This is a genomic window from Streptomyces sp. MCA2 (assembly GCF_023544705.1).
Lineage (GTDB): Bacteria > Actinomycetota > Actinomycetes > Streptomycetales > Streptomycetaceae > Streptomyces > Streptomyces decoyicus.
In genome coordinates, this window is the sequence record NZ_JAMJFM010000035.1 from 78,528 (window position 1) to 99,601 (window position 21,074).

24 protein-coding genes are annotated in these 21,074 nt (G+C 71.0%); 20 read left to right on the forward strand and 4 right to left on the reverse strand.

The genetic code is table 11. The annotated features are described in order from the left end of the window. Positions 1–8: 8 nt before the first annotated feature. Both M8I34_RS26325 and M8I34_RS26330 read left to right on the forward strand, forming a co-directional pair. Complete coding sequence (locus M8I34_RS26325) at positions 9–200, forward strand: hypothetical protein (RefSeq protein WP_250053234.1); 192 nt, start codon at positions 9–11, stop codon at positions 198–200. A gap of 10 nt (positions 201–210) precedes the next feature. Continuing rightward, positions 211–402 (forward strand): hypothetical protein, encoded by a 192-nt coding sequence (locus tag M8I34_RS26330; RefSeq protein WP_250053236.1) that lies wholly within the window; start codon positions 211–213, stop codon positions 400–402. Positions 403–474: 72 nt separating this feature from the next. Here the strand turns inward: M8I34_RS26330 and M8I34_RS26335 are convergent, their stop codons facing one another. After that, positions 475–1,824: a M14 family metallopeptidase gene (locus M8I34_RS26335; RefSeq protein ID WP_250053238.1), complete on the reverse strand. Its 1,350-nt coding sequence runs from the start codon at positions 1,822–1,824 to the stop codon at positions 475–477. A gap of 249 nt (positions 1,825–2,073) precedes the next feature. Here M8I34_RS26335 and M8I34_RS26340 point away from each other — a divergent pair, with 249 nt between their 5' ends. Then, a complete protein-coding gene (locus M8I34_RS26340) occupies positions 2,074–2,964 on the forward strand; it encodes a trypsin-like peptidase domain-containing protein (protein WP_250053240.1) in 891 nt (296 codons plus the stop codon). Positions 2,965–3,108: 144 nt separating this feature from the next. On the opposite strand, the gene M8I34_RS26345 is transcribed toward M8I34_RS26340, so the two are convergent. After that, on the reverse strand, positions 3,109–4,149 hold the full coding sequence (locus M8I34_RS26345; protein ID WP_250053242.1) for a chitinase: 1,041 nt from the start codon (positions 4,147–4,149) through the stop codon (positions 3,109–3,111). Positions 4,150–4,461: 312 nt separating this feature from the next. On the opposite strand from M8I34_RS26345, the gene M8I34_RS26350 reads away from it, so the two are divergent. From M8I34_RS26350 to M8I34_RS26420, 15 genes are all read left to right on the forward strand, one after another. Next, the gene (locus M8I34_RS26350; RefSeq protein WP_250053244.1) at positions 4,462–6,114 is read left to right on the forward strand and encodes a hypothetical protein; all 1,653 of its coding nucleotides are present in this window, start codon (positions 4,462–4,464) and stop codon (positions 6,112–6,114) included. Positions 6,115–6,261: 147 nt separating this feature from the next. Then, on the forward strand, positions 6,262–6,981 hold the full coding sequence (gene cpaB, locus M8I34_RS26355) for a Flp pilus assembly protein CpaB (RefSeq protein ID WP_250053246.1): 720 nt from the start codon (positions 6,262–6,264) through the stop codon (positions 6,979–6,981). A 13-nt stretch (positions 6,982–6,994) separates the two neighbouring features. Continuing rightward, positions 6,995–8,452: a P-loop NTPase gene (locus M8I34_RS26360; RefSeq protein ID WP_250053248.1), complete on the forward strand. Its 1,458-nt coding sequence runs from the start codon at positions 6,995–6,997 to the stop codon at positions 8,450–8,452. A gap of 3 nt (positions 8,453–8,455) precedes the next feature. Continuing rightward, a complete protein-coding gene (locus M8I34_RS26365; protein ID WP_250053250.1) occupies positions 8,456–8,839 on the forward strand; it encodes a TadE family protein in 384 nt (127 codons plus the stop codon). Continuing rightward, positions 8,836–9,288: a TadE/TadG family type IV pilus assembly protein gene (locus tag M8I34_RS26370; RefSeq protein WP_250053252.1), complete on the forward strand. Its 453-nt coding sequence runs from the start codon at positions 8,836–8,838 to the stop codon at positions 9,286–9,288. The genes M8I34_RS26365 and M8I34_RS26370 overlap by 4 nt, the downstream gene beginning before the upstream one ends. After that, complete coding sequence (locus M8I34_RS26375) at positions 9,285–10,625, forward strand: CpaF family protein (protein ID WP_250053254.1); 1,341 nt, start codon at positions 9,285–9,287, stop codon at positions 10,623–10,625. Before M8I34_RS26370 ends, M8I34_RS26375 begins: the two co-directional genes overlap by 4 nt. Next, positions 10,622–11,569 carry a type II secretion system F family protein gene (locus M8I34_RS26380; protein WP_250053256.1) on the forward strand — a complete coding sequence of 316 codons (948 nt, stop codon included), beginning with the start codon at positions 10,622–10,624 and terminating at the stop codon, positions 11,567–11,569. Before M8I34_RS26375 ends, M8I34_RS26380 begins: the two co-directional genes overlap by 4 nt. 38 nt (positions 11,570–11,607) lie before the next feature. Then, positions 11,608–12,501, forward strand: coding sequence for a DUF5936 domain-containing protein (locus tag M8I34_RS26385; protein ID WP_250053258.1), 894 nt, complete (start codon positions 11,608–11,610; stop codon positions 12,499–12,501). Positions 12,502–12,504: 3 nt separating this feature from the next. Continuing rightward, the gene (locus tag M8I34_RS26390; RefSeq protein WP_250053260.1) at positions 12,505–12,942 is read left to right on the forward strand and encodes a hypothetical protein; all 438 of its coding nucleotides are present in this window, start codon (positions 12,505–12,507) and stop codon (positions 12,940–12,942) included. Positions 12,943–13,304: 362 nt separating this feature from the next. Beyond that, positions 13,305–13,469, forward strand: coding sequence for a membrane protein (locus M8I34_RS26395; RefSeq protein ID WP_018089307.1), 165 nt, complete (start codon positions 13,305–13,307; stop codon positions 13,467–13,469). Positions 13,470–13,492: 23 nt separating this feature from the next. Then, a complete protein-coding gene (locus M8I34_RS26400) occupies positions 13,493–14,206 on the forward strand; it encodes a pilus assembly protein TadG-related protein (RefSeq protein WP_250053262.1) in 714 nt (237 codons plus the stop codon). 99 nt (positions 14,207–14,305) lie between these two features. After that, the gene (locus tag M8I34_RS26405; protein ID WP_250053264.1) at positions 14,306–14,890 is read left to right on the forward strand and encodes a hypothetical protein; all 585 of its coding nucleotides are present in this window, start codon (positions 14,306–14,308) and stop codon (positions 14,888–14,890) included. A gap of 10 nt (positions 14,891–14,900) precedes the next feature. After that, a complete protein-coding gene (locus M8I34_RS26410) occupies positions 14,901–15,533 on the forward strand; it encodes an OmpA family protein (protein ID WP_250053266.1) in 633 nt (210 codons plus the stop codon). A 50-nt stretch (positions 15,534–15,583) separates the two neighbouring features. Next, the gene (locus M8I34_RS26415; RefSeq protein ID WP_250053268.1) at positions 15,584–16,165 is read left to right on the forward strand and encodes a TetR/AcrR family transcriptional regulator; all 582 of its coding nucleotides are present in this window, start codon (positions 15,584–15,586) and stop codon (positions 16,163–16,165) included. 164 nt (positions 16,166–16,329) lie between these two features. After that, a complete protein-coding gene (locus tag M8I34_RS26420; protein ID WP_250053277.1) occupies positions 16,330–17,529 on the forward strand; it encodes a Cmx/CmrA family chloramphenicol efflux MFS transporter in 1,200 nt (399 codons plus the stop codon). A gap of 34 nt (positions 17,530–17,563) precedes the next feature. Here the strand turns inward: M8I34_RS26420 and M8I34_RS26425 are convergent, their stop codons facing one another. After that, entirely contained in the window at positions 17,564–17,917 is a 354-nt protein-coding gene (locus M8I34_RS26425) for a DUF192 domain-containing protein (RefSeq protein WP_250053279.1), read from the reverse strand. 83 nt (positions 17,918–18,000) lie between these two features. On the opposite strand from M8I34_RS26425, the gene M8I34_RS26430 reads away from it, so the two are divergent. Beyond that, positions 18,001–18,726 carry an A24 family peptidase gene (locus tag M8I34_RS26430; RefSeq protein WP_284050832.1) on the forward strand — a complete coding sequence of 242 codons (726 nt, stop codon included), beginning with the start codon at positions 18,001–18,003 and terminating at the stop codon, positions 18,724–18,726. A 400-nt stretch (positions 18,727–19,126) separates the two neighbouring features. Here M8I34_RS26430 and mgrA read toward each other — a convergent pair whose 3' ends face one another. Beyond that, on the reverse strand, positions 19,127–20,158 hold the full coding sequence (gene mgrA, locus M8I34_RS26435; protein ID WP_250053282.1) for an L-glyceraldehyde 3-phosphate reductase: 1,032 nt from the start codon (positions 20,156–20,158) through the stop codon (positions 19,127–19,129). Between the two features lie 140 nt (positions 20,159–20,298). On the opposite strand from mgrA, the gene M8I34_RS26440 reads away from it, so the two are divergent. Then, positions 20,299–21,074 (forward strand): isoprenyl transferase (locus tag M8I34_RS26440; protein ID WP_250053290.1); only part of this gene is annotated, 776 nt, incomplete at its 3' end.

Consider the following 21,074-nt stretch of genomic DNA (forward strand, 5'->3'; position numbering starts at 1 on the left):
GGCACTCCATGGCTGACATCCGCTGGGAAGAGCCGTTCTGCGCCGAGGGCTCGGCCTGCTTCCGCCTCGGTACCGACGAAGAAGGCAACGGCTACATCGCCGTGGCAGGCGCCGAGGACAGCTTCGTCACCGATACCCGCGAAGCCCTCCGCACTCTCATCCGTGACATAAAGGCCGGCAAGGCCGACCACCTTCTGTAAGGAGGTCACCATGCGAGACATCAGCTGGGAAGAGCCCTACTGCGGCGAAGGCAACAACTGCTTCCGCATAGGGACCGACGATCAGGGCAACGCCTACATTGCGGTGGCGGGCGCCGAGGACGCCTACGTGACCGACACCCAAGAAGCTCTCCGCACTCTCATCCGCGAGATAAAGGCAGGTAAGGCCGACCACCTGCTCTAGGTGCGTCCACCTCGGGCTCGGCGGGCCGCGCCCCCATGGCGCGTGCCCGCCTCTCGACCAGGCAGCAGGGCGTCAACTGCCCTTGCAGTACTGACCTTCCTTGCCGATCGCCCGGTAGACGCAGTCCGCGATCTCCACCAGCCGCAGTACCGCCTCACGGTTGCGCGAGGTCTCCTTCGGGATCACCGAGTCCCGTGGGTAGAAGCCGCCGGAGCCGAAGGAGGATGGGTACATCTCAAACGTGAACGCGAAGACCTTCTGGTCCCCCCACAGCCAGTCGTCGATCGAGCCGTCGGTGATGTACAGGTCGCTGGACTGTTCGGGGGTGTAGCCGTTGGTGGTGGCCATGTCCTTGCCGATGGTGGCGAAGGCGTCGTGGTCGTCCTGGGTCATGCCGGGGCCGGTGTCGTCGTCGGTGAAGCCGAAGGGCCACAGGACCAGTTCGCTGTAGGTGTGGAAGTCGATGGCGGCCTTGATCTGCTGCTTGCCGCCGACGATGCGGCTGTGGACGAATTTCGAGACCACCTGGACCTCGGGGGCGGAGGCGGCGGACTTGCCGCGGTAGGTCTCGGAGGAGGGGCTGGACGACGAGCCGCCGCAGCAGCCCCACTTGAAGTCCCAGTTGCGGTTGAGGTCGGTGCCGACGCTGCTGGACCCGGTGTTGGGCTGGCGGTTCTTGCGCCAGCTGCGGAACGAGCCGGAGGCGATGTCGTAGGCGCCGCCGTCCGGGTTCAGGTCCGGGATGATCCAGATCTCGCGGGAGTCGAGCATCTTGGTGATGCGGGGGTCGGTCCCGTATTTGGAGGTGAACTCGTTCAGGAGGTACAGGGACATCTCGACGGTGAGGTGTTCCCTGGCGTGCTGGTGGGCGGTGAAGAGGACCTCGGGCTCCGCCTCGTCCTGGGCCGCGTTCTTGCTGAGCTTGAGGGCGAGGAGGGAGCGGCCCTCGTGGGAGGTGCCGATGACCTGCTTGGTGACGAGGTCCGGGTACTTGGCGACGACGGCGTCGATCTCCTTCGTGGCCTCGTCGTAGGTGTGGTACTTCGTGTAGCCGGAGGGGAAGTCCTTGATCCGGGTGCCGGGGGCCGCGGGCGCGGCGGCCGGAGGGGCGGGCAACAGGCGCAGTGGGTAGCCGAGTTGACGGACGGCGGCGGCCTGGGCGCGGTTCGCCGTGATGACGGCCTTCCGGCCGTGGACCTCGTCGAGGGTGGCGCCGGTCGCGGCGAGGGCGGTGCGCTGTGCGGGCGTGGCGGGGCCGGTCACCTCGTACTGACGGGGGAGTTCGGTGCGTTCGACGGTGCCGGCGGTGGGCTCTTCGGAGGGGGATTCCTGCGCCTGGGCGGCGGCTATCGGGGCGGCGAGCGCGAGGGTGAGGAGCGCGGCGAGGACGGTGCTGCGTCCGCCGCGGATACGTGGTCGCATGCGGTCTCCTGTGGGGTGTGAGGCGAAGCGACACTGTCAGTTATGAGGGGTTGGCATGGCCGGGTCAAGGCGTGGAACGGCCAGATGCGGGACCGGCGGCGGGTGGGTCGTGACGGTTAGGGCGAACCCGGCAACTTCCCATCGTTTCCAGGAAATTCATTGCCACCGGCGGCCGTGGCGCCAACAATGCGCACGACAAAACCGAAGCCCCTGAAGGGACTTCGGTGACAGAAGCTGAGAGGACCCCACATGAATCGACCTCTCGTCGGCACCCTGGCCACGGCCGTGCTGGGAGCCGCAGCCCTGGTCGGCACCGTCGGAACGGCCCACGCGGCGCCGCAGCACAGGGCGCAGCAGCCCCAGCAGCAGCACCTCAAGCAGCACAAGACCAAGGCGGTGGACTTCGCCGGCACCGTCGCGCTGAGCAACTGCTCCGGTTCCGTTGTCCGGATGCCCACCTCGCAGCCGAATGACCCGGCCCTGGTGATGTCCAACGGCCACTGTCTGGAAAGCGGTATGCCCGGCGCCGGCGAGGTCATCGTCGACCAGCCGTCCAGCCGGAGCTTCACCCTGCTCGACAAGTCGGCAGGCCGGGCGGGCACGATCAAGGCCACCAAGATCGCGTACGCCACGATGACCGACACCGATGTCTCGCTCTACGAGACCTCCTCGACCTACGCCCAGATCGAGCAGAAGTACGGGATCAAGCCGCTGGAGCTGGCCACCGCCCACCCGGCCAAGGGCGCGGCGATCAGCGTCGTCTCCGGCTACTGGAAGAAGATCTACTCCTGCAACGTCGACGGGTTCGTGCCCACTCTCAAGGAGGGCGACTGGACCTGGAAGGACTCGGTCCGCTACACCCCGCAGTGCAAGACGATCGGTGGTACGTCCGGATCGCCGGTGATCGACACCGCCTCCGGCAAGGTCGCGGCCATCAACAACACGGGCAATGAGGACGGCGAGAAGTGCACCGTCAACAACCCGTGCGAGGTGGACGAGAACGGCAACGTCACTGTTCACCAGGGCATCAACTACGCCCAGGAGACGTACGGGATACCGAAGTGCTTCGGTGTCGGCAACAAGCTGGACCTGAGTGCGGACGGGTGCGCGCTGCCGAAGCCGGCGGCCACCCGTAGGTGAGAGCGCAGCAGGTGAGCACGCAGTAGGTGGACGCCAGGTCCCGTGCACGGGGTGCGCGGGACCTGGCGGTGTGTGGGGGGTGGTGCCGGGGCGCCGCAGGTGGCGGCGGGGGCGGGGCGGTGTCCGCCGGGGAGGCGGGGCTCGTTACGGAAGGCCGTGGACGTGGGCGCCCACCTGGCGGGCGAATTCACCGCCGCCCGCGGCGTCCCAGTTGGTGGACCAGGTCATCGCACCGCGCAGGCCGGGGTAGGTCTTGGACGGTTTGAAGGAGCCGCAGCCGGTGCCCTGGGTGAGGCAGTCCAGGGCGGCGTTGACGACCGACGGGGCGACATATCCGCTGCCGGCCGCGCGGGAGGAGGCCGGTACGCCGATGCCGACCTGGGACGGGTCGAGTCCGCCCTCGAGCTGGATACAGGCGAGCGAGGTCAGGAAGTCGACCGAGCCCTGGGAGTAGACCTTGCCGTCGCAGCCGTTCATCGAACCGCTGTTGTAGTACTGCATGTTGACGACGGTCAGGAAGTCCTTGATGCCGAGCGCCGTCTTGAAGTACTCGTTCTGCGGTGACTGCATGTCGATGGTCTGCGGGGCCATGGTCACCACGACATCGCTGTGCGCGGCATGGACGGCCTTCAGCGCCTGCGTCATGTACGTCGAGTTGAGGCCGTTCTCCAGGTCGATGTCGACGCCGTCAAAGCCGTAGGCGTCCATCAGGCCGTTGAGGGAGTCGGCGAAGTTCCTGGCGGAGGCGTCGTCGTTGACGGACACCGCGCCCCTCTCGCCGCCGACGGAGAGGATCACCGACTTCCCGGCCGCCTGCTTCGCCTTGATGTCTGCCTTGAATTCGTCGGTGGAGCCGTAGCCGACGGCCGGATCGAGGTGGAAGTCGACGGCGCCGGGCGTCCCGGTCGCCTCGGCGAACGAGACCGCGATGATGTCGTAGGCGTCGTCGACGTCCTTCAGTTTCTGCACCGTGGCGCCGTTGTTGAAGTTCTGCCAGTAGCCGGTGACGGCGTGCCGGGGAACGGCGGCGGTGTGTGCGGCGGGGGACGGCTGGGGGCGGTCCCCGGATGCGTGGGCGGTGCCCGCCGCGAGGATGCCGGCCGAGGTCAGGGCCGTGGCGGTGAGTCCGGCCAGAAGTCTTGCCGTCAGCCTGTTCCTGGACGTGCCTGATCGTGCGCGAACCACGGCTGCCTCCGTGTGGGGGAAGGGGAGAGGGAGTGGTGCGGATGCGCGTTTCAGGGGCCCCTGCGCTTGTCGTACAACGTGGTCCAGACCATTGGCCCTGTCAAGAGTCTTGCCGGAAGCGGATGTTCCCCTGATGTCCGCCTGGCCGGTATGCGCCCTTTCCCTACGGGGTGATGGTGATGACGAGTAGCCCAGAACGTGTTCTCTGGGACGTATCTCTGTGGATAAAGTGCTGAGCGTACGGCGCCTAGCAGAGCTGTGCCGATCCGCGGTCCCGGGGCCCCCGGCGGCCGGAGGGAGTGGGGGAGCGACGTGCCGACCGCGATTGCAGTCACCAGCCCTGACCTCGCGCTGCCCGCGACCGACCGGCAGACCCCCGCCGCCGTCGTGCTCCGGGCCCCGCATCTCCAGCCGCTGGACGACGCCCTGACGGAGACCAGTGCGGTGCTGGAGCACCACGGCCACCTCGTCGTGCTGTACTCCTCGGCCTGCCCGCCGGAACACATCCGGCGCCTGCACACCCTGCGCTCCGTCCTGGAGAGCGACCGGATCGCCATCGTGCCGCTGTCCCTGCCGCCGCTGGGCGTGGCGTTACTGGCCCGTCAGCTGCGGCAGTTGTCGCTGTGCGATTTCAGCCCCGGCGTGCTGGCCAGCGCGGCACGGCTGCTGAGCCATTACGTGCACGCCGGTGCCCTGCTGGGCAGTGTGAGCGGCCTGGACCGTATCGAGGTCGATCTGCGGTCCCATGTGAAGTCCTGGCTGCCCGGCGCCCACTTCGCGGTGCTGGCCCACCCCGAGCCGCGGCTGCTGCATCTGGACCGGCACAGCACCGAGGCCGGACTGCCGGCGCCCGGGTTCACCACGCAGCTCGCGCTCGCCCGCGGCCAGCTCACCTCCGAGTGGGTGACCGCGGCGCTCGCCCCGGCGTGGCAGGTGCAGGGGGTGTACGAGGCCCGGCTGCCCGCCGAGTCCGCCCGGTGGTGGGGGACCCAGAAACTCATCGAATTCGCGGCGGCCATACCGGACTTGTCGATCCTGCATCAGCTGGTGTCCTCCGTACGGCGCGAGGCGTGCGGCTGGTGCGGGCTGGAACTCCTCGGCGACCGCTGTGCGTTCTGCGCGGCGCCACTGGCGCGGGAACGGGCGGCGGGGGGTGGCGGCTCGGCGCAGGGGCCGGCGGCCATAGGCGGCCCGGGTCAGGGGCCGGCGGCCATAGGAGGGCCGACCACCCGGCCGGGACAGGGAGCTGCCGCTCCAGCCGCCACGGCATCCGCCGGCGCCACCACCCCGGCCACCACTCCGGGCACCACCCCGGCCACCGCTCCGGCGACGGCTTCGGGGCCTGCTTCCGTGCCGGCCCCCGGGTCGTCCGCTGCTCCTGTCTCACCTCACCTGCCGGGGCCTGCGCCGACGTTCACGTCGTCGCCGGGCCCTGTTTCGGCGCCGGCCTCCGCTCCGGCCCCCGGGCAGCCGTCCGGCGGTACGGGTGCGCCCGAGTCCCCCTCGGCGGCCCCGGACGGACCGTCTCCGTCTCCCTCGCCGTGGGGCGAGCGCGGGCTCTCCCCGGTGGCACCGCCCGGTGTGGCCGGTGTGCTCGGCGTGCCGGGCATGGCGGACGTGCCGGGCATGGCGGATGTGTCGGACGTACGGGGTGACGGCACCGAGGGCGGCGGTGAAACGGGGCGGTGGGACGTCCGCGGGCCGGATCTCGCGGCAGGCGGCTCACAGGCGTCGGGGAACCCGTACGGGTCCGGGCGCCCGGTGCCAGGCAACCCCTACGCATGCGACGACGGCCCCCGGGCCCCCGGCCACTGGCATCTGCCCGGCCACCCCGATTTCGCCGCGCACTCCGATCTGCCCGGCCACTCCGATGTGCCCGGCCGTCCGGACGTCCCCGCCCACCCGGACGTCCCCGGGCGTCCCGACGTCCCCGGCACTCCGCGGACGGTGGCCCGCGTGCGCTGAGCCCGACCGGGCCGCCCGTGCCCCGCCCCCACCGGCCGATCCCGTCGGTCCCGCCGGACGCCGTTCCTCCGGTCCCCGTCCGGCGACCGCCCGCCTCCTGCCCGACCGCCCGCCCCTTCTCCCCGTCCCGATCGAGGTCCCTCCCCCATGAACTCACGCCAGCGCCGCGGAGTGATCCTGCTGCTCCTGTCGGTTCTCTGTGCGGTCGGCGCGTTCGTCGGCGTACTGTCGGTGATCAAGAACGTCGAGTCCAAGGTCGGTCCCGAAAAGACGGCGTACCGGCTGAAGACGGATGTCGCGGCCTATAAAGCGCTGGATCCTGGGCAGTTCGAGAAGGTGAAGATGCCGCAGCGGTGGCTGCCGCCGACGGCCGTGACCGATCTCGACAAGGTCAGCGGCAGGATCGCGGTGACCCCGTTGAAGAAGGGGTCGCTGTTGCAGGACGACATGATCGTGGAGCGGCCCGCGCTGAAGGCCGGGCAGCAGGAGATCGCCATCATGATCGACGCCGCGACCGGCGTGGCCGGCAAGATCAACCCCGGTGCCCGGGTGAACATCTTCGCCACCTTCGAGGGCAAGCGCCCCGAGGACAAGCCGGTCTCCAAGGTCATCGTCTCCGGGGCCCAGGTCATCGACGTCGGCAAGCTGACGCCCCTGGAGGCCAAGGACCCCGGCGAGAGCACCACCACCGGCCGGCAGGCCGGGGAGGCCGTCCCGATCACCTTCGCGCTGAACACCCAGGACGCCCAACGGGTCGCGTACGCCGAGTCCTTCGCCTCGCACGTACGGCTCGCCCTGATCGCCCCCGGCAGCGAGGCCACCATCCCGCCCGGCCAGCGCACCTACACCCTCGACGGCGACAAGTGACCCGGAGGCTCAGGTGACCATCCGTATCCTCCCGGCGATCGGCGACCCGGACGCGGCGCGCGCGGTGTCCTCGCTGCTCAACCAGCTGCCGGACGCCGAGCCCGCGCCCACCGTCGCCGACTCCGCGGCGCTGCTCGACGCGCTGGCCGGCGCCGCCGCCCAGGGGGCCGCCGCATCGTCCGCCGCCTCGCCCGCGGCCGGTCCGCCGTCCGCCGTCGAGGCGCTCCCCGAGGTCGTGCTCGTCCATGAGCGGATCGGCCCGACGCCGGCGCTGGAGCTGATCCGCGAGGTGGCACTGCGCTTCCCCGCGGTCGGCGTCGTCCTGATCACCGCGGACGCCGGTCCCGCGCTGTTCTCCGCGGCGATGGACGCCGGTGCCCGCGGCGTCGTCGGGCTCCCGCTCGGCTATGACGAGCTGGCCGCGCGGGTGCAGGCCGCCGCCCAGTGGTCGGCGGGCGTACGGGTACACCTGGGGGCCGGACCGGAGACGGCCCCCGGGCCGGCCGGCACCCTGGTGACCGTGACCGGCGCCAAGGGAGGGGTCGGCACCACCGTCACCGCCGTGCAGCTGGCGCTGGCCGCACGGGCCGCGGGCCGCAGCGTCGCGCTGCTGGACCTGGATCTCCAATCCGGTGACGTGGCCTCCTATCTGGACGTCCAGTTCCGCCGCTCGGTCGTCGATCTGGCGGGCATCGCGGACATCTCCGTACGGGTGCTCCAGGACGCGGTGCACGACCACCACACGGGCCTGGGGCTGCTGCTGGCGCCCGAGGAGGGGGAACGCGGCGAGGAGGTCGACGACCGGGCGGCCCGCCAGATCATCGGCGCGCTGCGCTCCCGCTACGAAGTGGTGCTGGTCGACTGCGGCTCCCAGATGCAGTCCGCCAACGCCGCGGCCGTCGAACTCGCCGATGTGGCACTGCTGGTGACCACCCCGGACGTGGTGTCCGTACGGGCCGCCAAGCGGCAGGTGCGGCTGTGGGACCGGTTGCAGATCCGTCAGGCCGAGGACACCACCACGGTGGTCAACCGCCTCACCCGTAACACCGAGATCCAGCCGCCGCTGGTCGCCAAGGCCACCGGTACCCAGGTCGCCCGGACCCATGTACCGGCCGCCTTCAAGGAGCTCCAGCCCTGTGTCGACGCCGGCCGGATGCAGGACCTCGACGGCAAGTCGACGGTCCGGCAGGCGCTGTGGGCGCTGGCGGGCGAACTCGGCCTGGTCGAGTCGCCGGCCGTGCGGCAGGGCCGGGGCAGCCACCGGGCGCGCCCGACACTGACGGGGCGCAAGCGCAAGGCCATAACGCCGGGGGCGGCTCCCGGTTCCGGGCCGGGTCAGGGCCCGGCATCGGGGTCGGCCTCCGGGGCCGGTTCAGGGTCCGGCCTCCGGTTCGGCGCGCGACGCGGCTCCGCGGCGGCGGCCGGCGGCTCGGGTCCGTTCGATCCGGCCGGTCCCTACGAGGAGGGCTGAGCGGTGCGGCGCCCGCTGGGCGGCAACGACCGGGGGCAGGTCGCCGTGGAATTCATGGGGCTGCTCCCGCTGATCCTGGTGGTCCTCGCCCTGCTGTGGCAGCTGGTGCTGGTCGGCTACGCCTACTCGCTCGCGGCCCACTCCGCCGACCGCGGCGCGCGGGCCGGCACCGCGACGGACGGGGGCGGCGCCGGTGCCTGCCACGCCGCCGCCGAGGACGAACTCCCCAGCTCCTGGCGGGGCGGCGCCACGATCTCCTGCGTTCCCGAGGCAGACGTGTGGAAGGCGACGGTCGACATCGAGGTACCGGTGCTCTTCCCCGGCGCGGCCGCCTTCCCGTGGTCGGCCGAGGGCTCGGCCGGCGCCGCGAAGGAGGACGTCCGATGAGCGCCCTGCGCCTGCCGGCCCGGTTCCGCGGCCACGGCCGCGACCGGGGCACGGTCTCCATCGAATTCCTCGGGTTCCTGCCGATCCTGCTGGTCGTCGGGCTGGCGGTGGTCCAGCTCGGCCTCGCCGCGTTCGCCGTCCAGCAGGCCGGTACGGGAGCGCGCGCCGCGGCCCGTACCGCCTCGATGGACGAGGCCGACCACCCGGCCGACCCGCAGGCCGCCGGCCGGGCCGCGATGACCGGCTGGGTCTCGCGCGGTGCGCAGGTCTCGGTGGACGGCGGGGGCGACGAGGTCCGCGCGACGGTGCGCGTCACCATTCCCTCGCTGCTGCCCGGCATCAAGGACTTCGGCTCCGCCAGCCGCAGCGCCACCATGCCCCGCCCGCAGAAATCCGCCGCCCTGGGCCTCCGGGCGCCGGACCCGTACGAAGGAGCACCCCCGCGATGAGCCTGAAAGCCCGGATCGTCGCCCCCGAACCGGCCGGTGAGGCGCGCCAGGACAGCCATATGGTCGCCGTCTACCGCGCCAAACTGCTCGAAGAGATCGACCTCGCCGAGATGTCCTCGCTGGCCGCGGCCGAGCGCCGCGGGCGGCTGGAACGCGTGCTGGGCCACATCATCAGCCGTGAGGGCCCGGTGCTCTCCACCGCCGAACGCGCCCAGCTCATCCGCCGGGTGGTGGACGAGGCGCTCGGCCTGGGGGTGCTGGAGCCGCTGCTCGAAGACGCCTCGATCACCGAGATCATGGTCAACGGCCCGGACCAGGTGTATGTCGAGCGGGCCGGCCGGGTCGAGCTGCTGCCCGTACGCTTCGCCTCGCACGAGCAGCTGATGCAGACCATCGAGCGGATCGTCTCCACCGTCAACCGGCGGGTCGACGAGTCCAATCCGATGGTCGACGCCCGGCTGCCGTCCGGTGAGCGCGTCAATGTCATCATCCCGCCGCTCGCGCTGAACGGCGCCACGCTCACCATCCGCCGCTTCCCGCGCGCCTACACCCTCGCCGAACTCATCGGTATGGGCACCCTCGACGAGCAGATGCTGATGCTGCTGGCGGGGCTGGTGCGGGCCAAGTTCAATGTGGTGGTCTCCGGTGCCACCGGTGCGGGCAAGACCACGCTCCTCAACGCCCTCTCCGGCCTGATTCCGGACGGGGAGCGGATCATCACCGTCGAGGACGCCGCCGAACTCCAGCTCCAGCAGAGCCATGTCATCCGGCTGGAGTCCCGGCCGCCCAACGTGGAGGGCAAGGGCCGGATCACCATCCGCGACCTCGTACGCAACTCCCTTCGCATGCGCCCCGACCGCATCATCGTCGGCGAGGTGCGCGGCGGCGAGACCCTCGACATGCTCCAGGCGATGTCGACCGGCCACGACGGTTCGCTCGCCACCGTCCACGCCAACAGCGCCGAGGACGCCCTGATGCGCCTCCAGACCCTGGCCTCCATGTCGGACGTCAAGATCCCCTTCGAGGCGGTGCGGGACCAGATCAACAGCGCCGTCGACTGCATCGTCCAGCTCACCCGGCACGCCGACGGCTCCCGCCGGATCAGCGAGATCGCCCTCCTCGACTCGCGCGGCCACGAGGACTACCGGATCGCGACGGTCTGCCGCTTCGACGCCGAACCGATGGGCGCCGACCGCATCGTGCACGGGCGGTTCCGCTACTTCCCGCTGCCGCGCCGGGTCGCCGAACGCCTCTTCATGGCGAGCGAGCCCACCCCGCCCGCCTTCGGCGTCGCCACCGACGACGCCCAACTCGCCACCCGGAAGGCCCTCTCATGACCGGCGGGAACCACCTCGCCCTGCTCGCCATCGGCGCCACCCTGCTGTGCGGGGTGCTCGCGATCGCCGGCGTACGGACGTACGCGGCCGGGCGCGCCCAGCGGCAGGCCGTCGTCGACCGGCTCGACGACGAGCGCGGGCGGCCGGCCGACGGACGGCAGCGACGCTTCCCGTCCGTCGACCGCGCCCTGCGCGGCACCCGCTTCGGCCGCCGCCTCGAACTGCGGCTGGCCGCCACCGGTCTGGACGTCACCCCCGGTGAATTCTTCGTCTACATGCTCGGCGCGGTCCTCGCGCTGTGGCTGATCGCGCAGGCCACCCTCGCCCCGTTCTTCGGCCCGATCGCCGCGCTGGTCGCCGTCTGGGCCGCCTTCGCCTTCCTCAACTGGCAGCGGCAGAAGCGCATCGAGAAGTTCATCAACCAGCTGCCCGAGCTCTCCCGGATCCTCGCCAACGCCACCCAGGCCGGGCTCGCCCTGCGGACCGCGCTCGGCATGGCGGCCGAGGAGCTGGACGCGCCGGCCGGTGAGGAACTGGGCAAGGTCTCCGACAAGCTCGCCGTCGGCCACTCCGTCGACGAGGCGCTCGGCGAGCTGGCCGAACGCCTCCCGTCCCGCGAACTCGTCGTCCTCGTCACCACCCTGGTGCTCTCCAACCGCGCCGGCGGCACCGTCGTCGGCTCGCTGCGCAACCTCACCAAGACCCTGGAGGAGCGCAAGGAGACCCGTCGTGAGGTCCGCACCCAGCTCTCCCAGGTCGTGGTCACCGCCTATGTCGTCCCGCTGCTCGGTATCGGCACGCTGCTGCTGATGAACCGGATCGCTCCGGGCGCGATCGACCGGATGACCTCCTCCTTCCTCGGCCAGCTCGCGGTCGTGGTGGCCTTCGCCCTCTACGGGCTCGGTTTCTTCTTCATCCGCCGGCTGTCCAAGATCGACGTCTAGATACCGGCACCGGCATCGGTATCCCCAGGGGAACAGGAATGGGAATCGGAATTCTGCTGGCAGCGGCCTTCGCCCTCTCGGTCGCCGGCATCTGCGGCGGTATCGCGCTCTACCGCCGCGAGGCCCGGCTGCCGCCGGACCTGGCGCTGTCCCTGGAGGTCGGCGCGACCCGCACCACGGTGGTCGGCTCCGCGGTGGACCGCACCGGGATGCGCTATGCGCCGCTGGTGCTGCGGCTGATGGGCGACAAACGCACCGCCCGGGTCCGCCGCCGGATCGACCTGGCCGGCAATCCCGGCGGCCTGACCGTCGACCGGTACGCCGCCCGGCGCGCCGTCTACGGGGCCCTCGGATTCTTCGGCGCGCTGGTGATGTTCCTGCGCGGTCAGCCGCTGCTCGGCGTCCTGATGGTGCTCTTCGGTCTCTTCTGGACCGAGGTCGGCATCTGGGCCGCGATCCGCCAGCGCAAGGACACCATCGAACGCACCCTTCCGGACTTTCTGGATGTCCTGGCCGTCGTGGTCAGCGCGGGACTGAGCTTCCGTCAGGCACTGGACCGGGTCGCGGAGAAGTACGAGGGGCCATGGGCCGATGAACTCCGCATCACACTGCGCCAGATGGACATGGGCGTCAGCCGCCGCGCGGCCTTCGAGGAGCTACGCAAACGCAACGACTCCGAACAGGTCGCCCAGTTCGTCACCGCGCTCCAGCAGGGCGAGGAGCTCGGCTCGCCGATCGTCGACACCCTGATCCAGATCGCCGACGACATGCGCCGCACCGACGCCCAGAACGCCCGGCGCCGGGCCGCCCGCGCGGTCCCCAAGGCCACCATGGTCGTCACCACCTTTATGGTTCCGGCCACGATGATCCTGCTCATCGCCGGGTTCTTCCTGGGCTCGGGCACCGACTTCGGCTCGCTGATGGGGAAGTGATCCGTGTCGCGGCTCCCGGCCCCGGCCCCGCCCCCGGCCTCCTGGCGCCGCGGGACCGCGCTCGGCGTACCCGGGCTGATTCTCCTCGGCGCGGTCCTCTCCGTGCTCTCCGCCGCCTTCTCCGCCGACACCTTCCACGACTGTCACTACTTCGGGCCGTCCTTGCGGATGCACATTTTCGGGTGGGCAGGCCTGTGTGCCGGGCTCGCCGCCCCGGTGCTGTACGCGGTGCTGCACCGGGGCGCACTCCGGCGCGGCTGGGTGCCGGCGCTGTCCCGGGCCTCCGGTCCGACCCTGGTCCTCCTGGTACTGGGCGTGCTGCCACTGCTCTTCGAGGCCTTCGTGGTGTGGACCCTGTACGCTCCCGATCCGGCCGGTGGCCACGACTGTTCGGGCCTGGCGTACGCGCTCGTCGGCCGTGGCCCGCACCCGGCCGGATGAGTACGCCGCGCCGCCCGCTTCGCGTCAACTCCTTCGCAAGAGCAACGAGTTGTGTCACAGTGGGTGGGCGGACGGTTTCGCTCGCACTATGGTGCGGACGGGCCGGCCGGTCCACATGGGCAGGAGAACGGGGCACGGTCCCGGAGGGGGAACGGGGGTGGGTGGGGTGCGGCCAAGTGGCCTGAATGCGCCGTTGGGCCCGCCGTCCGTGATCCCAATTCAGGATTGGGTACGGAAGCCCTGTTCCGGGCACGATGTTCCGGCGTACTTTTCTCGTGTCGTGAGCGCGGTCGAACGCGCCGGCACCACGGGGACAGACCAGCCGGACCAGAGCGGTACGGCCGCCCATGGAGGGGAAGACGATGGCGAAGCGTATTTTGGGGAACGACCGGGGACAGACCTCGATCGAGTACCTCGGCATCATCGCGGTGGTCGTGGCGATCGTCCTGGTCCTGTCGACCACGGACTTCGGCAGCCAGATCGCGAACGCCATCGCCAACAAGATCTCCGACGTCGTCGGGATTTAGGGCCCGCCGCTGCCGCCACTGTCGTGCCGGTCACGACCCTGCGCCGTCGGCGCGACGCCGGGCAGGCCTTCCCGCTCTACATCGTTGCGGTCGGGGGCCTGCTCTTCCTCGCGCTCGCCTTCTTCGCCGTGGGCCAGGCCGCGGCCACCCGCAACGGTGCGCAGACCGCTGCCGACGCGGCCGCGCTCGCCGCCGGCCAGAAGTACCGCGACCTGCTGACCAAGGGCCTTCTCGACGGTCTCCGCGACGGCAGCTACGAGACCAACCAGGTCGTCTGGAAGGACCTGCTGAGCGGGCGCGGCGCCCCGTCCCCGGCGGCCTGCGAAAGCGCGAGCTGGTTCGCCGAACGGAACGGCGCCGAGCTCTACGGCTCCGGCTCCGGCTGCACCCCGGACTCCTGGCCCACCTCCTTCGCCGTCGGGGTCAGGACCCAGAAGTCCGTGGGCAATTCGGTCATCCCGATGACCAGCAGCGCCCATGGGAAGGCCGAGGCGAAGTCCGTCGTCGAGCCCCGCTGCACCCTCGATCCCGCCGGGGACGACACGGGCGGGCCGGACGGCAAGGGCGACGAGGGGGACAAGGGAGATGAGGGCGGCACGGGCGGCAAGGGCAAGGACGGCCCCCGGCCCGCGCTCGTCGAGCTCACCTGTGACGGAAAGCGCTGGACGCTCGACCCCGATCACCTCCAGCATCTGCCCGACGCATCCGACCTCTTCGCCGTACGCCTCGCCCATTGACCGGCCGCCCCCGCACCCCGCTCGCCACCCCGTTCACCACCCCGACCCGCGCACCGAGACTTCCGAGACGACCGGACGACATCAAAGGAATCGCATCCCATGAGCATTCGGCGCACCACGAAGGCCGCCAGAGGAGCGGTCGCCATGGCGAGCGCTGTCGGCCTGGCTCTCGTTGTGGCCGGCTGCGGTGGTGGTGAGGGCGGTGCCGGGGCGACGGACAACAACAAGCCGCCGGCCCGCAGCAGCGCCCCCAAGGACAGCGGCCCCGGCAGCCCGGCGGCCGACTCCGACAAGGTGATCGGCGAAATGAAGGGGCCGGACGGCGTGGTGGTGACCCTGCACTCCGTCGTCCGTGACTCCGGCGGCTTCGTCACCGTCAACGGCACGGTGGCCAACCGCGGCACCCGCGCCTTCAACGCCATCGACTGGCGCTCCAACGAGACCGATCTGCGGTCCCGTTCCTCCATCTCCGGAGCCACCCTCGTCGACAAGGCGGGCAAGAAGCGGTATCTGGTGCTGCGCGACACCAACGGTGAATGCCTGTGCACGACCGGCCTCAGCGGCCTGATGCCGGGAGCCAGCCGCCCGGTCTTCGCCCAGTTCCCGGCGCCGCCGGCCAAGGTGACCGAGGTCGACTTCCAGTTGCCGACCATGCCCCCGGCCAGCGTGCAGATCACGGATTGAGCGGGCACCGATGACCGCGACCCAGATGCCCCGAGGACGCCGCCCGCGCCGAGCGCCCCGTACCGCCGTCACCGCCGCCGCCCTGCTGCTGACCGCGGCGCTGACGGTCCCCGCCGCCCATGCCGATCCGCCGGGCCTGACCGAGGACTCCAGCCCCCCGGTGCACATCGACCCCAAGGACCCCGATCTGCGGATGGTCCAGGGCGCCGAGCTCGCCCCGTCCAAGGTCCTCAACATCAAGTCCATCGTCGAGACCGACGACGGCTCCGAGCGGCGGCAGGACACCAATGACAATGTGACCTTCGCGCTCCAGGCCGAGGTCCTCTTCGGCAAGGACAGCGCCGAGCTGTCGGGGGACGCGCTGTCCCGGATCGGCGGCATCGCGACGGAGATCAAGAAGCAGAACGCCACCAAACTGCGGGTCTTCGGCTTCACCGACAACCTCGGCTCGGCCGGCCACGGCCTGGTCCTGTCCAAGAAGCGGGCCAACGCCGTCCAGCAGGAGCTGGCCAAGGACCTCGGCTCGTCCGTCAGCTTCCAGATCCGCGGCTACGGCGAGCAGTACCCGATCGCCGACAACGGCACCGAGGCGGGCCGCAAGAAGAACCGCCGGGTCGAGGTGAGCTTCCCGCGCTCCTCGTGACCGGGCGCAGTATTGGACCAGTCGATCCAATACGTGTTAGCGTCCTTGTCATGGCGCGACCCAGGAAGTTCGACGAGGGGCGGGCGCTGGACGCCGCGATGGAGGCGTTCTGGGCGTCCGGCTACGAGGCCACATCCACACAGGATCTGTGTGATGCCACGGGCCTGGGGCGCAGCAGCATCTACAACACGTTCAAGAGCAAGCACGACCTCTTCGAGCGGGCGCTGGCCCGCTATATGGAGTGGCAGAACGGCGAGCTGTTCGCGCTGCTGGAGAGCGAACTGCCCGCGCGGCAGAAGATCCACGCGCTGCTGCGGCGGGTGATCGACGACGAGTTCGCCGAGGACGCGGACGGCCGGGGCTGTCTGGTCGTCAATGCCTCTGTCGAGATCTCGGCCCATGACCCGTCGGTCGCGACATCGCTGGAGCGGGACTACGGCGTGCGGCTGGAGGCCATCCGCGCCGTGATCGAGTCCGGTCAGCGCGACGGGGACATCGCCGCCGACAAGGACGCCCGCACCCTCGCCCATCTGGTGATCGCCTCGGTCGGCGGACTGCGCGTCTCGGCACGGTCCGGCGTCGGCCGCACCGCCCTGGAGGCTGTCGCGGAGGCGACGCTGAGCGCCTTCTGACCTCCCGGCCGGCCCCCTCCCGCTGCCGCCGCTGACTGTCCCCTCCCTCCCCTTCGTCATCTCTCGCGACTGGCCGCACCCTGCCCTCATTTTGAACTGATCGATCCAAAACGTACGAGCAATCCACCGGACCTCCCCTCCTCCCCACAACGGAGCCCCCTGTCATGCCACTTGCGATCTACCTCCTGGGCCTGGGCATCTTCGCCCAGGGCACCTCGGAGTTCATGCTCTCCGGACTCCTCCCCGACATCGCCACCGACCTCGGCGTCTCCATACCCGACGCCGGTCTGCTGGTCTCCGCCTTCGCCGTCGGCATGGTCCTCGGCGCGCCCGTACTGGCCGTGGCCACGCTGCGGGTGCCACGCCGCACCGCCCTGGTCGCCTTCCAACTCGTCTTCGTCGCCGGGCATGTGGCCGGTGCCCTCGCACCGGGGTACGGGGTGCTGTTCGCGACCCGCATCGTCAGCGCCCTCGCCTACGCCGGTTTCTGGGCGGTGGCCGCGGCGACGGCGGTCAGCCTGGTGCCGCCGGGCGCCAAGGGGAAGGCGCTGTCCGTGGTCGCCATGGGGCTCACCCTCGCCACCATCGTGGGCGTGCCGGCCGGTACGGTCCTCAGCCAGCACGCGGGCTGGCGGGCGGCGTTCTGGGGCGTCGCCGCGCTCACCGTGCTCAGCGCGCTCTCGCTGCGGGCCGTGCTGCCCGGGGGACACCGCGCCGGCGGTGAACTTCTCTCCGTACGAAGCGAGATGAGGGGACTGGCCCGCCCGGCGCTGTGGGTGTCCTACCTCGTCACCACACTGACCTTCGGCGCGGCGGTCGTCACCTTCAGCTATCTCGCCCCGCTGCTGACCGAGGTGAGCGGCCTGCCCGCGCAGTGGGTGCCGGTGGTGCTCGCCCTGTACGGGGCCGGCGGACTGGCCGGGGTGTCGCTCGGCGGGCGGATCGCCGACGCGGTGCCGCTGCGGACCCTGTTCACCGGCGTCGGAGCGCTCACCGTCACCTCCGCTGCCCTCGCGCTGACGGCGGGCAGCCTCGGCACCACCGTCGCCCTGGTCTTCGTCCTCGGATTCACCGCATTCGTCGTCAACCCGGTCGTGCAGTCACGGGTGTTCCGCCTCGCCCCCGGGGCGCCGATGCTGGCCGGTGCCCTGAACACCTCCGCCTTCAACGTCGGGATCACCCTCACCCCGATGCTGGGCGGTCTCACCATCGACGCGGGCCTCGGCTTCACCTCGGTGGCCTGGGTCGGTGCCGGCACCGGCGTGCTCGCCCTGGCGGCCACGGGGTGGGCGGCGGCACTGGAGCGACGGAAGGGGCGCGACAAGACGCCCGCCGTCGAACGCCCCGCGTACGCCGCCGTGTAGGCCACCGTCCGGGCGCCGCGGGACAGCCGGTCCGTCAGCGGGCGGGTTCGACACCGAGGCGGAGGCCGGGGCGCAGGCCCCAGCGCGCCATCGCGCCGGCCTCCGCCTCCAGGATGTGCCGGGCGCGCAGGCGGGGGAGCCCCAGCCGCCCCGGACGCATGGTGCGTACGGCCAGCACCGTGAAGTCCCGGCTCAGATAGGCGACATCGATCGCGAACCGCATCCGGAAGGTGTGCACACTGCTCGCCGGGGTCAGCAACAGCGCCCCCTCGATGCCCTCGCGGCCCAGCAAACCGCGGGTGCGGGCGCGGTAGGACGCCGCGATCTCCACCGGAATACCGGCATCCGCCCCGTACAGGACCCCAGGGCCGTTCTCCCAACGCGCCATGCACAGCGTTGTATCAGCTCCCCGCGCTCCGCATCCGCCCGGTGGCCGGTGGCCGGACGCCCTAGGGTCGACGCGTGCCAGTGATGCTGATGGTTCTCGCCGCCGTCTACGGAGCAGCGGCCGGGCTGCTCCTGCCGCGGCCCGCCCACCGGATGGCCGTCGAGCCCGAGGAGGAATGGCGCGCGGTCTGCCCCCAGGGGCATGCGATCACGGGGGTGGCGCGGGGCTGGCTGGGTCGGGGGCGCTGTCCGGACTGCGGGGCGTACGGGCCGGGTGTGCTGCCGACGACGGCGGCCACCGCGCTGACCTGTGCGGCCCTGGCGGCGGCCACCGGGCCGCGGCCGGAACTCGTCGCCTGGCTGGTGATGACACCGGTCGCGGTGCTGCTGGTGGCCGTCGACTGGCGGGTCCGGCGTCTCCCGGACGAGCTGACGCTGCCGCTCGCCGTGGTGGCGGCGGCGCTGCTGGGGCTGGGCGGCTGGCTCACGGGGGAGACCGGGGCGTGGCGGCGGGCCCTGCTGGGCGGCCTGCTCCTCGGCGCGGGCTACCTCCTGCTCTATGCCGTCAACCCGCGGGGGATCGGCCTGGGCGACGTGAAGCTGGCGGTCGGGCTCGGGGTGGCCCTCGGGTGGTACGGCTGGCGCACCCTGGTCACCGGAGGCGCGGCGGGGGTGCTGCTGGGCGCGCTCTACGGTGCGGGGCTGATGATCGTCCGGCCCGGCGCGCGGAAGACGGCCATGCCGCTCGGGCCCTTCATGATCCTCGGTGCCTTCTGCGGGCTGCTCCTGGGCGCCGCCGCGGCCGCCTGAACGCGGCCCCGCGCCGGGCGGCCCCGCGCCGGGCGGCCCCGCCGTACGCGGGGCCACGCACCCGGTGGGGACTCGCCCGACCGGGCCGGACACCCGCACCGGAGGGGTTCCTTCCGCTGGTCCTTGCCCCGCTTCCGGCCCCCGGGTGCACCCGAGCCACGCCGCCGCGCGCGCCGGTGCACGAAGCATCGCCCCCGTGGGGTTATGGTGGAAACCCCCCCTCGGGCCGGTCCGTATCCCCCCCACGGACCGGCCCGCTTTTTTGTCGGCACCCGCTCGTGCGCACACCGGCGCCGCAGCGGCCGACGGGACCGCCCGGCAGACGCCGGAGCCCGTCGGACGGGGCGGGGCGACTTACCAGGGGGAAGACACCCCTTAGGGCCTGTCGTTTTGATCTGCTCTAGCGCCGCGCCCAGATGTTCACGCCGTCCGTCGTCTTCGCGAACTCGTCGATCTCGGCGAGCTCGGCGTCCGTGATCGCGGGCGCTTCGAGGGCGGCGATGTTGGCCTCCAGCTGGGCGACGCTGCTGGCGCCGATCAGGGCGGAGGTCATCCGGTCGTCGCGCAGCACCCAGCGCAGGGCGAGCTGGGCCAGCGACTGGCCGCGGCGGGCGGCGATGTCGTTGAGGCCGCGCAGGCGGCGTACGACCTCGTCGGACAGCAGGTCCGGGTCCAGGGACTTGCCCTGCGCGGCGCGCGAGCCCTCGGGGATCCCGTGCAGGTACTTGTCCGTGAGCATGCCCTGCGCAAGTGGCGCAAAAGAGATGCAGCCCATGCCCTCGGCTTCGAGGGTGTCCAGCAGCAGATCGTCCTCGGTCCAGCGGTTGATCATCGAGTACGAGGGCTGGTGGATCAGCGCGGGGACACCCATGGCGCGCAGGATTCCGGCCGCCTCACGGGTCTGCTCGGCGTTGTAGGAGGAAACCCCGGCATACAGCGCCTTGCCCTGCTGGACGGCGGAGGCCAGGGCGCCCATCGTCTCCTCGAGCGGGGTCTCCGGATCGAAACGGTGCGAGTAGAAGATATCGACGTAATCGACACCCATCCGCTTCAGTGAGGCATCCAACGACGAGAGGAGATATTTCCGCGAACCCCATTCGCCGTAGGGGCCGGGGTGCATCAGATATCCGGCCTTCGTCGACAGAATCATCTCGTCGCGGTAGCCGCGGAAGTCCTGCGCGAAGATCTTTCCGAAGTTCAGCTCGGCGGACCCGGGCGGCGGGCCGTAGTTGTTGGCCAGATCGAAGTGGGTCACACCCATGTCGAAGGCGCGGCGCAGGATGTCCCGCTGGGAGCTCAGGGTGCGGTCATCACCGAAGTTGTGCCAGAGTCCAAGGGAGATGGCGGGGAGTTTGAGTCCGCTGCGACCCGTTCGGCGGTACTTCATCGAGTCGTAGCGGGAATCCGCTGCGCGGTAGTCGGTGCCAGTCATGCTCATCTCCCTATCACGTACTTGTGACCTACCTGATTGGGCTGTCGTCACAGCTGAGAAGTAAAGTTGCCCACTTGAGGCGACGGGGCGACCGCCATTGGCACGGAGGGGCTGGACCACACATGCTGCGATCTTCCGGGATGCGCATCCCGTATCCGCCTGCACTGCGCAATCTGGCCTATCGGCTGTATGCGCGCAGGGTGGAGGGTCGCCTGGATCACACCCAGGTGCCCAAGCACGTCGGCGTCATCCTGGACGGCAACCGGCGCTGGGCGCGGGCCGACGGGCGGACGACAGAGCAGGGCCACCAGGCCGGCGCGGCCAAGATCAGTGAGCTGCTCGGCTGGTGCGAGGAGACCGATGTCGAGGTGGTCACGCTCTGGCTGCTGTCGACGGACAACCTCGACCGGCCCGAGGCCGAGCTGAAGCCGCTGCTGGGCATCATCGAGAACACCGTCCGGGACCTGGCCGCCGACGGCCGCTGGCGGGTCCACCACGTCGGCAACCGCGATCTGCTGCCGACCGCCACCCAGCAGGTGCTCAAGGAGTCCGAGCAGGCCACCCGCGACAACACCGGTGTGATGGTGAATGTCGCGATCGGCTACGGCGGCCGCCAGGAGATCGCCGACGCGGTGCGCTCGCTGCTGCTGGACCACGCCGAGCGCGGCACCTCCTTCGAGGAGCTCGCCGAGATCGTCGACATCGACCTGATCTCCGAGCACCTCTACACCCGCGGCCAGCCCGACCCGGACCTGGTGATCCGGACCAGCGGTGAGCAGCGGCTGTCGGGCTTCATGCTGTGGCAGAGCGCCCATTCGGAGTACTACTTCTGTGAAGTCTTCTGGCCGGCGTTCCGGAAGGTCGACTTCCTGCGTGCCCTCCGCGACTACGCCGCCCGTCACCGGCGCTACGGCTT

Excerpts from the sequence above, each read along its gene's own strand:
- cpaB (WP_250053246.1), top strand. The coding sequence starts at position 6,262 with ATGAACTCACGCCAGCGCCGCGGAGTGATCCTGCTGCTCCTGTCGGTT.
- M8I34_RS26330 (WP_250053236.1), top strand. The coding sequence starts at position 211 with ATGCGAGACATCAGCTGGGAAGAGCCCTACTGCGGCGAAGGCAACAAC.
- M8I34_RS26370 (WP_250053252.1), top strand. The coding sequence starts at position 8,836 with ATGAGCGCCCTGCGCCTGCCGGCCCGGTTCCGCGGCCACGGCCGCGAC.
- M8I34_RS26375 (WP_250053254.1), top strand. The coding sequence starts at position 9,285 with ATGAGCCTGAAAGCCCGGATCGTCGCCCCCGAACCGGCCGGTGAGGCG.
- M8I34_RS26340 (WP_250053240.1), top strand. The coding sequence starts at position 2,074 with ATGAATCGACCTCTCGTCGGCACCCTGGCCACGGCCGTGCTGGGAGCC.
- M8I34_RS26415 (WP_250053268.1), top strand. The coding sequence starts at position 15,584 with ATGGCGCGACCCAGGAAGTTCGACGAGGGGCGGGCGCTGGACGCCGCG.
- M8I34_RS26420 (WP_250053277.1), top strand. The coding sequence starts at position 16,330 with ATGCCACTTGCGATCTACCTCCTGGGCCTGGGCATCTTCGCCCAGGGC.
- M8I34_RS26325 (WP_250053234.1), top strand. The coding sequence starts at position 9 with ATGGCTGACATCCGCTGGGAAGAGCCGTTCTGCGCCGAGGGCTCGGCC.
- M8I34_RS26395 (WP_018089307.1), top strand. The coding sequence starts at position 13,305 with ATGGCGAAGCGTATTTTGGGGAACGACCGGGGACAGACCTCGATCGAG.
- M8I34_RS26380 (WP_250053256.1), top strand. The coding sequence starts at position 10,622 with ATGACCGGCGGGAACCACCTCGCCCTGCTCGCCATCGGCGCCACCCTG.
- M8I34_RS26410 (WP_250053266.1), top strand. The coding sequence starts at position 14,901 with ATGACCGCGACCCAGATGCCCCGAGGACGCCGCCCGCGCCGAGCGCCC.
- M8I34_RS26335 (WP_250053238.1), bottom strand. The coding sequence starts at position 1,824 with ATGCGACCACGTATCCGCGGCGGACGCAGCACCGTCCTCGCCGCGCTC.
- mgrA (WP_250053282.1), bottom strand. The coding sequence starts at position 20,158 with ATGACTGGCACCGACTACCGCGCAGCGGATTCCCGCTACGACTCGATG.
- M8I34_RS26430 (WP_284050832.1), top strand. The coding sequence starts at position 18,001 with ATGCTGATGGTTCTCGCCGCCGTCTACGGAGCAGCGGCCGGGCTGCTC.
- M8I34_RS26425 (WP_250053279.1), bottom strand. The coding sequence starts at position 17,917 with ATGGCGCGTTGGGAGAACGGCCCTGGGGTCCTGTACGGGGCGGATGCC.
- M8I34_RS26385 (WP_250053258.1), top strand. The coding sequence starts at position 11,608 with ATGGGAATCGGAATTCTGCTGGCAGCGGCCTTCGCCCTCTCGGTCGCC.
- M8I34_RS26405 (WP_250053264.1), top strand. The coding sequence starts at position 14,306 with ATGAGCATTCGGCGCACCACGAAGGCCGCCAGAGGAGCGGTCGCCATG.